Origin of the sequence: Corallococcus sicarius, from assembly GCF_003611735.1 — a bacterium.
Taxonomy (GTDB): Bacteria; Myxococcota; Myxococcia; order Myxococcales; family Myxococcaceae; genus Corallococcus; species Corallococcus sicarius.
Genome location: NZ_RAWG01000098.1, coordinates 22,388 through 29,294, shown reverse-complemented (window position 1 = coordinate 29,294; position 6,907 = coordinate 22,388). Strand labels below are relative to the sequence as shown.

Below are 6,907 nucleotides of genomic sequence, written 5' to 3'. Positions count from 1 at the left end.
CGCCTCCCCCGAGTCCCTCCGCACAATGAGCCGACCCCGCATCGTCTTCATGGGCACGCCCGAGTTCGCCGTGGCGTCGCTCGAGGCCTGCTTCGACGTGGGCGACGTCGTGGCCGTCGTCACCCAGCCGGACAAGCCCAAGGGCCGCAGCAGCGCCCCCGCCGCGCCGCCCGTGAAGGAGCGCGCGCTGGAGAGGGGCCTCCCCGTGCTCCAGCCGCAGAAGCTGCGCACGCCGCCCTTCTCCGAGGAGCTGCGCCAGTACGCGCCCGACGTCTGCGTGGTGACGGCCTACGGAAAGATCCTCCCCAAGGACCTGCTGGCCCTGCCGGTGAAGGGCTGCGTCAACGTGCACGGGTCGCTGCTGCCGCGCTTCCGGGGCGCAGCGCCCATCCAGTGGGCCATCGCGCACGGCGACACGGAGACGGGCGTGACGCTGATGGTGATGGACGAGGGCCTGGACACCGGCCCCATGCTGGCCATGAAGCGGCTGCCCATCGCCCCGGATGAGACGAGCGCCACGCTGTATCCGAAGCTGGCCGCGCTGGGCGGCGACCTCCTGCGGGAAGCCCTGCCGCGCTACCTGAGCGGGGAGCTGACGCCCACGCCCCAGCCGTCCGAGGGGATGGTGCTGGCGCCCATCATCGACAAGGAGAACGCGAAGCTGGACTTCACGAAGTCCGCGGTGGAGCTGGACCGCCGCCTGCGCGCCTTCACGCCGTGGCCCGGCGCGTACACGTTGCTGGGAGGCAAGGTCTTCAAGGTGCACCGGATGCGGCCCGCCGCGGGAAAGGGTACGCCCGGCGCGGTGTTGTCCGCGGGCCCGGAGGGCCTGGAGGTGGCGTGCGGCGAGGGCTCGCTCGTCCTCCTGGAGGTCCAGCCGGAGGGCAAGCGCGTGATGCGCGCGGCGGACTTCCTCTCCGGCCACAAATTGCAGCCGGGCAGTCAGCCGTTCACGTCATGAAGTCTTGGAAGTCTTGGGTGTCTGGGGAGCCGAGTCGATGGGCATGAAGCTGTTGGTGTTGCACGGTCCGAACCTCAACCTGCTGGGCGAACGCGAGGACGCGGCCGGGGGACGTCTGTCGGACCTGGACGCCGCGCTGCGCGCGAAGGCGAAGGCGCTGGGGCTGGAGCTGACCATCGTCCAGTCCAACCACGAGGGCGTGCTCATCGACACGCTGCACGCCGAGCGCAAGAACGTGGAGGGCATCCTCATCAACCCGGCGGGTCTCTTCACGTCCTACGCGCTGAAGGAGGCGCTGGAGGCGGTGGGGCTGCCCGCCATCGAGGTGCTGCTCAAGCCGCCCGCCCGCGAATCCGTCGTCGCCGAGGCGTGCGCGATGCAGGTGCTGGGACTGCACGGCTTCGAGCCCTACCTCCAGGCGCTGGAGACGTTCTCCAGCGGCATCTTCCACCCCGCCATCCCCGGGCCGGTGAAGACGCTGGGCCGCCGCAAGGGCAAGGGCGCGGGTTCGGAGCCGGAGCCGACGGAGGCCGCGCCCCGGCCGACGCCCAAGCTGGTGGGCCGCGTGCACCCGCTCAAGGGCGGGACGACGGCGGACCTGACGCGGCTGGCGGCGCCCGCGCGCTCGCTGGCGCGCACGGCGCAGGCCGGTGGCCCGCTGAAGACGCTGGGCCGCAAGACGACGGCGACGTCCGACGCGAAGTCGGAGGACCGGCCGGGCAAGACGCTGGGCCGCGCGCCGAAGGCGGGGGCCGCGACCGCGTCGGACCTGCTCACGCGCGCGCTCGTGCGCCAGAAGATCGCCGACCGCCTGGCGGGGCGGATGAGTGAAGCGGAGCTGGCCACCTGGGCACGCGCGAAGTATCAGCAGGTCCAGCGTGGCGAACCCGCGGAGAGTGGCCACCGCGAGCTCCTGGAGGACAGCCTCCAGAGCCTCACCCTGTCCCATCTGCCCGCGACGCGGATGACGGACACGCAACTGGTGGATTTGATGACCCGGCTGGAAGAAGGATGAACGCCCGTACCCTCGCCATCAACATCCTCGCGCGCGTGCGCGCCACGGACGCCTACCTCAACGTCGTGCTGGACACGGCGCTCTCCGAACACCCGCCCAAGGACCCGCGCGACGCGTCGCTCGTGACGGAGCTGGCGTACGGCGCCACCCGCCGGCAGATGGCGCTGGACTACGCCATCACCCGCTTCGCGGACCGCAAGCTGGACGCGCTGGAGGACAAGGTGCTGGCCGCGCTGCGCGTGGGCGCCTACCAGCTCTTCCACACCCGCGTGCCCGCCCGCGCCGCGGTGGCGGAGACCGTGCAGGCCCTGAAGGACGTGGGGCTCGCGCGCGCGGCGGGCTTCACCAACGCCATCCTGCGCAAGCTGTCGGAGCTGCCGTCCGCGCCGCTGCCCTCGCAGAAGGACATGGTGGAGTACCTGTCCGTGCGCGAAAGCCACCCTCGCTGGCTGGTGGAGCGGTGGATCCGCCAGTTCGGCCGCGAGCGCGCGGAGGCCATGCTCGTCGCCAACAACCTGCCGCCCGCGGTGGTGGTGCGCGCCAACACCTCCAAGGTGACGCGCGACGCGCTGCTCGCCCAGCTGAAAGAAGTGGGCGTGGAAGCGCGCCCCACGGAGTCCTCGCCCGTGGGCATCATCCTGCCGCCCGTGGGCCGGGTGGAGGACCTGTACGGCTACGCCGAAGGGCTGTGGCAGGTGCAGGACGAGGCCGCGCAGCTGGTGGGCGTCTACGGCCACATCCCGGAGTCCGCGCGCGTGCTGGACGCGTGCGCCGCGCCGGGCGGCAAGGCCTGCCACCAGGCGGAGACGCACGACGTGGTGGCGGTGGACCTGCACGCCAACAAGCTGCGGAAGATTGAAGGGGAGGCCCAGCGGCTGGGGCTGTCCGGCCGCCTGAAGGCCTTCGCGCACGACGCGTCAGAGCCGTTCCCGGAAGCCTGGGGCGAATTCCACGCGGTGGTGGTGGACGCGCCCTGCACGGGGCTGGGCACGCTGCGCCGGCACCCGGAGCTGCGCTACCGCCGCAAGGAGGATGACGTGTCGCGGCTGGCCACGCTCCAGCGGCGCATCCTGGAGAACTGCCAGGAGGCGGTGCCGCCCGGCGGCCTGCTCGTGTACGCGGTGTGCACGCCGGAGCCGCAGGAGGGGCAGGACCAGGTGGAGATGTTCCTGCGCAGCCACCCGGAGTGGACGGCGGAGCCGCCCGTGCTGCCGGGGCTCAAGCTGCCGCTCGCCCAGGCGTATCTGCGCACGCTGCCAGGGCCAGAGGGCTACGACGGCTTCTTCGCCGCCCGGCTGCGCAAGATGTACTGAGCGCGCGCCGGGGTTCCCGTTTCGGTGTTCGCTGCCCGCGTCAGTCGTCGTGCGGAATCAGGGCGGCCTGCTTGAAGGCATCCAGCACGGCGGCGGACGCGCGGTCCAGGTACTTGCCCTTGCGGATGAGCAGGCCGATGGGGCGCGACACGGGCCCTTCGGCGAAGGGCTTCGCCACCAGCGAGTTCGCCTTGATCTCCGCGTGGGCCGTGGCGAGCGGGAGGATGGCCACGCCCAGGCCCATCTCCACCGCGCGCTTGATGGTCTCCACGTTGTCCATCTCCATCACCGGATTGATGTCGATGTTCTTCTCGCGGAACAGGCGGTCCAACGCCTTGCGCGTGGGGGCCTCGCGGTCAAAGGCGATGAAGGGCACGCCCGACAGCGCGGTGACGCTCACCTTCGCCTTGCTGGCGAACGGATGGTTGGGCGCGCACACCACCGCCAGCTTGTCGTCGCGGAACGGGAGGATGTCCACGCCCGCGCGCGGCTGCGGATAGGCCACGATGCCAATCTCCGCCGCGCCCAGAATCACGTCGTCATACACCTGATCATTGCGCCGGTAGTTCAGGCGCATGTTGACCTTGGGGTGTGTCTTCAAGAGCTGCTTCTGCACGGCGTTCAGCTCGTGCAGGCCCACCGAGTAGATGGTGGACACCGTGGTGGCGCCCTGGACCTCCGTGGCCTGCTCGCGGATCTCCTGCTCCACCTCCGCGAAGCGCGCCAATATCTCCTTGCAGCCCCGGAACAGGCGCTCGCCCGCGGGCGTCGGCGTCACCTGCCGCGCGCTGCGCGAGAGCAACTTCTGCTCATAGCGGTTCTCCAGCGCGCGAATCTGCTGGCTGACCGCGGACTGCGTCACATGGTTGAGCTGCGCGGCGCGTGAGAACGAGCCGGTCTCCACCACGTCACAGAACATCTTCAATGACTCAAGCTGCATAAGGCCGTCTCCTACCCTCAAACCTAATGGCCGGGCCAGTAGTAATTAGTATCACTACGGGGATTGTCTGTGCCTGCTTGTGCGTCGGGTTCAGGGCTCGGGTGGAGCCCGGGGGCGGGTGAGGGCGAAGAGGGCGGAGCCCAGGGCGATGAGCGCTCCGCCGGAGAGCGTCTGGACCCGGCCGAGGTCACGGGCGGTCTCCTGTTCGAACTGGCACTCCGGGAGGGACAGGCCGGCGCAGTCCCGGGGAAGGAAGACGCCCCTCACGCCCAGGGCCAGCAGGGCCAGCCCGCCCAGGAGCAGGCCGGCGACCAGCCCGAGCGACGCGGCGCGCAGGAGGGTGGCACCCCGGGAGGAGGGCAGGGAGGACATGGGCAGGGAGGCGTAGCACCGACGCGGCCTGGACGGGGCGGTGGAGGGCGCCCGCAGCGTATGCTTCCGGACCATGCGAATCCTTTACGGGGTCGTCGGCGAGGGGATGGGGCATGCCACGCGTTCGCGCGTGCTGCTCGAAGCGCTGACGAAGGAGCACGAGGTCCACATCGTGGTGTCGGGGCGGGCGCAGAGCTACCTGTCCCAGCGCTTCCAGAACGTGCACGGCATCTGGGGCCTGACCATCGCGTACGAGGGGAACTCGGTGAAGAAGTGGCAGACGGTGCTGCAGAACCTGCAGGGCGCCGTGAAGGGCTGGCCGCAGAACATCCGCCAGTACTTCGACCTGGTGGAGGGCTTCAAGCCAGACGTGGTGGTGAGCGACTTCGAGACCTTCAGCTACCTGTTCGCGAAGAACCACCGGCTGCCGGTCATCAGCGTGGACAACATGCAGATCATCAACCGCTGCCAGCACGAGCCCTCACTGCTGGCCGGCCACGAGGAGAGCTTCGAGGCCACGCGCGCCATCGTGAAGGCGAAGCTGCCCGGGGCCTTCCACTACCTGGCGACGACGTTCTTCTACCCGCCCATCCGCAAGCGCCGCACCACGCTGGCGCCGTCCATCCTCCGGCCGGAAATCCTCGCGGCGAAGTCGGAGCCGGGCGAGCACCTGCTCGTGTACCAGACGGCGACGACGAACACGCACCTGACGGACATCCTCAAGCAGTCCGGCGTCCCGTGCCGCGTCTATGGCATGCGCCGCGAAATCAAGGAGGACCAGGTGGAGGGCAACCTCACCTACCGGCCCTTCAGCGAGGCGGGCTTCATCGACGACCTGCGCACGGCGCGCGCGGTGGTGGCCGGCGGCGGCTACACGCTGATGGGCGAGGCCGTCTACCTGCGCAAGCCGCTCTTGAGCATCCCCGTGGGCGGCCAGTTCGAACAGGTCCTCAATGCCCTGTATCTGGAGAAGCTGGGGTACGGGATGTATGTGAAGGAATTGAGCCTGGATGCGCTCAAGACGTTCCTTGCGCGCGTGCCCGCCTGCGCGGAGGCCCTCAAGGGCTACGAGCAGGACGGGAACGTGAAGATGCTGGCGGCGTTGAACGACCAGCTCGCGCAGGCCTACGAGCACCGGGGCCACTGGCGCATGGAGCTGGCGGAGATGGACGGCAAGGCATAGGGCCCGCGCCCGGGTGTCCCTGCTTGTCCCGGCGCCTCTTCAGTGCAGGGACACCTCGTTCTCGTTGTTGCGCTCCGCCGCGCGGCGGCTCATCTCCGTGAGCCACGAGCGGGTGATGGGCGTCTCGCTCTCGCTGCCCTTGTGACGGTCCGTGGCGCTGTCCTGGGGCAGCATGCGGTTGAAGACCTCCAGCATGCGCGCGGTGAGGTTGGGCGCCAGCGCCCGGCCCGCGGTGGCGAGCTTCGTGGGCAGGCCCACCAGGGCCTCCGCGTCACCCCTGCGGCACGCGTCCAGCATCTTGCGCGCCGCGCGCTCGGCGCTCATCGACAGGCCCATCGTCGAATCGCTGATGTGGAACCACGCGTACTCCTTCTCGTGGTTGCCCTTGAAGGACGCGTTGCGCGGGCTGCCCGTGCGCATCAGGCCCGGGCACGCCGTCGTCACGCGGATGCCGTCCTGGGCCAGCTCCGTGCGCAACCCGTCCGACAGGCCGACGAGCGCGAACTTGCTCGCGGAGTACGGTACCAGGTGCGGCACGCTCACCTTGCCGCCAATGGAGGAGACGTTGAGGATGCGGCCCTCGCCGCGCCGCTTCATCTCCGGCAGCACCGCGAGCGTCGTGTACAGCGGCCCCCACAGGTGCACGTCGATGGCCTCCTCGAAGTCCTCCAGCGTCATGGACTCCAGGGGGCCCACCATGATGATGCCCGCGTTGTTGATGAGCACGTCCACCGCGCCCCAGCGCTCGTGCACCGCGCTCACCATCGCCTCCACCTGCACCTGGTCGCGCACGTCGCAGCGCAGGGCCAGCACCTCGCCCTCGCGCTCCAGCTCCACGCGGGCCCGCTCGAGCGTTTCGCCGTCGCGGGCGCAGATGGCCACGCGTGCTCCCTCCGCCAGCAGCAGGCGCGCCATCACCAGCCCCAGCCCCCGCGAGCCGCCGGTGATGACCACCGTGCGGTCCTTGAAGCTGAAGCGGGGGCGGAGCGCGCGCCGCACGCCCAGGGCCGCGGCGCCCATGCCCGCGGCCAGCGTGCCCAGGGAGAGGCCCTTTCGCTCGGTGTGACGTCGGTCAGCCATGGTGCGACTCCAGAGAGGGGAAGGTGGGGAGGGTGTGGCCCGG

The 6,907-nt window shown here is 70.2% G+C and carries 7 protein-coding genes; 4 read left to right on the top strand and 3 right to left on the bottom strand.

Features of this window, described 5'->3' with window-relative positions; all coding sequences use genetic code 11:
- Window positions 1–25 precede the first annotated feature (25 nt).
- Genes fmt through rsmB form a run of 3 tightly spaced genes read left to right on the top strand, consistent with a single transcriptional unit; the run spans window position 26 to window position 3,289 of the window.
- Window positions 26–961, top strand: a complete 936-nt coding sequence (fmt, locus tag D7X12_RS17245) for a methionyl-tRNA formyltransferase (protein ID WP_120626359.1) — start codon at window positions 26–28, stop codon at window positions 959–961.
- 43 nt (window positions 962–1,004) lie between these two features.
- Window positions 1,005–1,976 (top strand): type II 3-dehydroquinate dehydratase, encoded by a 972-nt coding sequence (locus tag D7X12_RS17240; protein ID WP_120626362.1) that lies wholly within the window; start codon window positions 1,005–1,007, stop codon window positions 1,974–1,976.
- On the top strand, window positions 1,973–3,289 hold the full coding sequence (rsmB, locus tag D7X12_RS17235) for a 16S rRNA (cytosine(967)-C(5))-methyltransferase RsmB (protein WP_120626358.1): 1,317 nt from the start codon (window positions 1,973–1,975) through the stop codon (window positions 3,287–3,289). Before D7X12_RS17240 ends, rsmB begins: the two co-directional genes overlap by 4 nt.
- A 40-nt stretch (window positions 3,290–3,329) precedes the next feature.
- On the opposite strand, the gene D7X12_RS17230 is transcribed toward rsmB, so the two are convergent.
- Window positions 3,330–4,229 carry a LysR family transcriptional regulator gene (locus D7X12_RS17230; RefSeq protein ID WP_120626357.1) on the bottom strand — a complete coding sequence of 300 codons (900 nt, stop codon included), beginning with the start codon at window positions 4,227–4,229 and terminating at the stop codon, window positions 3,330–3,332.
- A 90-nt stretch (window positions 4,230–4,319) separates the two neighbouring features.
- Window positions 4,320–4,676: a hypothetical protein gene (locus tag D7X12_RS17225; protein WP_244224609.1), complete on the bottom strand. Its 357-nt coding sequence runs from the start codon at window positions 4,674–4,676 to the stop codon at window positions 4,320–4,322.
- Here D7X12_RS17225 and D7X12_RS17220 point away from each other — a divergent pair.
- Window positions 4,675–5,784, top strand: a complete 1,110-nt coding sequence (locus D7X12_RS17220; RefSeq protein WP_120626356.1) for an MJ1255/VC2487 family glycosyltransferase — start codon at window positions 4,675–4,677, stop codon at window positions 5,782–5,784. The two genes, D7X12_RS17225 and D7X12_RS17220, sit on opposite strands and share 2 nt — an antisense overlap.
- Window positions 5,785–5,823: 39 nt before the next feature.
- Here D7X12_RS17220 and D7X12_RS17215 read toward each other — a convergent pair whose 3' ends face one another.
- Complete coding sequence (locus D7X12_RS17215) at window positions 5,824–6,864, bottom strand: SDR family NAD(P)-dependent oxidoreductase (protein ID WP_120626355.1); 1,041 nt, start codon at window positions 6,862–6,864, stop codon at window positions 5,824–5,826.
- Window positions 6,865–6,907 lie beyond the last annotated feature (43 nt).

Bases quoted from the DNA above. Each gene is read 5' to 3' on its own strand.
- rsmB (WP_120626358.1), top strand. From the start codon at position 1,973: ATGAACGCCCGTACCCTCGCCATCAACATCCTCGCGCGCGTGCGCGCC.
- D7X12_RS17230 (WP_120626357.1), bottom strand. From the start codon at position 4,229: ATGCAGCTTGAGTCATTGAAGATGTTCTGTGACGTGGTGGAGACCGGC.
- D7X12_RS17215 (WP_120626355.1), bottom strand. From the start codon at position 6,864: ATGGCTGACCGACGTCACACCGAGCGAAAGGGCCTCTCCCTGGGCACG.
- D7X12_RS17220 (WP_120626356.1), top strand. From the start codon at position 4,675: ATGCGAATCCTTTACGGGGTCGTCGGCGAGGGGATGGGGCATGCCACG.
- fmt (WP_120626359.1), top strand. From the start codon at position 26: ATGAGCCGACCCCGCATCGTCTTCATGGGCACGCCCGAGTTCGCCGTG.
- D7X12_RS17225 (WP_244224609.1), bottom strand. From the start codon at position 4,676: ATGGTCCGGAAGCATACGCTGCGGGCGCCCTCCACCGCCCCGTCCAGG.
- D7X12_RS17240 (WP_120626362.1), top strand. From the start codon at position 1,005: ATGAAGCTGTTGGTGTTGCACGGTCCGAACCTCAACCTGCTGGGCGAA.